The following is a 1,849-nucleotide window of genomic DNA, read 5'->3' on the forward strand; positions in this document are numbered from 1 at the left end:
GGATGATCTACGGCCCACGCGGGTTCCGACGGTGTTGATCCGCGGCGACGACGGTCTGGTCGACGCCGACATGGAACGTCGCATGCTGGCCAAGCTCGGCAGGCTCGCGACGTCTCGAACCATCTCCGACTGCGGCCACCACGTGCCGCTCGAACGTCCTGATCAGTTGATCCGCGAGGTGGAACTCGCACTCACCACACCGATCAGGTCAGCACTCACTGACCCGTGAGCCGCCAAGAGGGCGACCGGCGCTCTGCAAAGGCGCGGGCACCCTCCCTGGCCTCATCACCGCGCATGACCTCGGCTTCAGTCGCCCGTTCGATTTCGTACGCCTCCATGAGAGTGTCCCTGAACCCCAGAGCCACCGTGCGCTTGGTCGCGCGAACCGCTGCCGGTGCGTTGTCGGCGATGCGCTGTGCGAGCTCGAGCGCGGTACTCAGCGCGGCGCCGTCTTCCACCACACGATTCAAGAATCCCCAACGCTCCATGTCCGCCGCGGACTTCTCCTCTCCGGTCAGGAGGATCTCCATCGCGACAGCGTAGGGCACCTGCCTCGGCAGCCGAGCCAACGATCCTCCACTGGCAACCACGCCGTGACGAACCTCCGGTAGTGCGAAGCGGGCCGACCGGGAGGCGATCCGGATGTCCGTGGCACCCGCCAGTTCCATGCCGGCGCCGAAGCAGATGCCTTCAATCGCCGAGACAACCGGCTTCTGCAGGTTTTGGTCACGCAGGACGGCACGGTGGATTGCGGCCCAGATCGAGCCGCCCCCGCCCTCACGATTCGCCGCAGCGACCTCGCGTGAAATGCTGGCCAAGTCGGCGCCGGAACTGAAGTCGCCGCCCGCTCCAGTAATGATCCCGACCCTTGCGTCTGACTGCTCGAGTTCATCCCAGGCCGCAGCGAGCTGACGAAACCCGTCCGCGTCGATGGCATTGCGGCGGCCGCCGCGATCGATCTTGATCTGAAGAACGCCGCTGACCGGGGCCGAGAGGGTGATCATCGATCGGACGAGGGACGCAGGCGCGCCAGCAACTTCGCGGTGGCCTCCCGGTAGGCGGGGCGTCCCATGCTCCACAGTTGACCGATCTCCTCTAAGTCGATGGCCAGTCGCTCATCGTGGAGAGGAATGCTCGCACGCAGAGAAGCCTTGGTGCGGCGGACGACCTCGGGCGAACGCGCCGCCACGCGCGTGGCGAGCCTGTTCGCCTCCCCCATCAGGTCGGCGTCGTCGACGACGCTCCACACCAGGCCAAGATCCAGCGCTCGTTCGGCAGTGAGCTTCTCGCCCATCAACACCACGGCCGAAGTCGCCTGCTTGCCGATCGCATTGTTCATCCGCCAGAGGTAGCCTCCCCCCGGATGGATAGCGATGTCGAGGAACGTCGCATCAAACTTGGCCGAGCGTGCAGCAACACGTACATCACACGCCAAGGCGAAGTTGGCGCCCGCACCGATCGCCGGCCCATTGATGGCCGCGATCGTTGGAACCGACAACAGGTGAACCGCGCGGAAGCCACGGTAGAGAGGCGCGAGATCGAAATCCGGGTTGGCCAGCGCGTCAACGTCCCCGCCCGCGGAGAACACTGAGCCGACCCCGGTCACCACCACTACCTTCACCCGGGAATCGGCTTCGATGCGCTCACACGCTGCTTCAACATCAAGACTCATCTGCCTGGACACGGCATTGCGCCGTGCGGCATCGTCGAGCGTCAGTGTCGCTACGCCATCCTCGCGAACCTGCAGATCCACCAGGGATTGTTCGAGCGTCATTCTTATACAGCCTTCCTTGACCAAGGCGCAGCACTGCTGCACCGACTTGAGACTTCAAGATCATCTGCGATGGGT

The 1,849-nt window shown here is 64.7% G+C and carries 3 protein-coding genes; 1 reads left to right on the forward strand and 2 read right to left on the reverse strand.

Annotation, left to right across the window (positions count from 1 at the left end; genetic code table 11):
* Positions 1-229, forward strand: a 229-nt coding sequence (locus ACSU04_RS18380; RefSeq protein ID WP_439290566.1) for an alpha/beta fold hydrolase, incomplete at its 5' end; no start/stop codon positions are given.
* Here ACSU04_RS18380 and ACSU04_RS18385 read toward each other — a convergent pair.
* The gene (locus ACSU04_RS18385; RefSeq protein ID WP_439290567.1) at positions 216-1,004 is read right to left on the reverse strand and encodes an enoyl-CoA hydratase/isomerase family protein; all 789 of its coding nucleotides are present in this window, start codon (positions 1,002-1,004) and stop codon (positions 216-218) included. The genes ACSU04_RS18380 and ACSU04_RS18385 overlap by 14 nt on opposite strands.
* On the reverse strand, positions 1,001-1,798 hold the full coding sequence (locus ACSU04_RS18390; protein WP_439290568.1) for an enoyl-CoA hydratase-related protein: 798 nt from the start codon (positions 1,796-1,798) through the stop codon (positions 1,001-1,003). Before ACSU04_RS18390 ends, ACSU04_RS18385 begins: the two co-directional genes overlap by 4 nt.
* Between the last annotated feature and the right edge of the window lie 51 nt (positions 1,799-1,849).

This window comes from Microbacterium sp. A84 (assembly GCF_051842815.1).
GTDB lineage: Bacteria > Actinomycetota > Actinomycetes > Actinomycetales > Microbacteriaceae > Microbacterium.

Bases quoted from the DNA above. Each gene is read 5' to 3' on its own strand.
- ACSU04_RS18385 (WP_439290567.1), bottom strand. From the start codon at position 1,004: ATGATCACCCTCTCGGCCCCGGTCAGCGGCGTTCTTCAGATCAAGATC.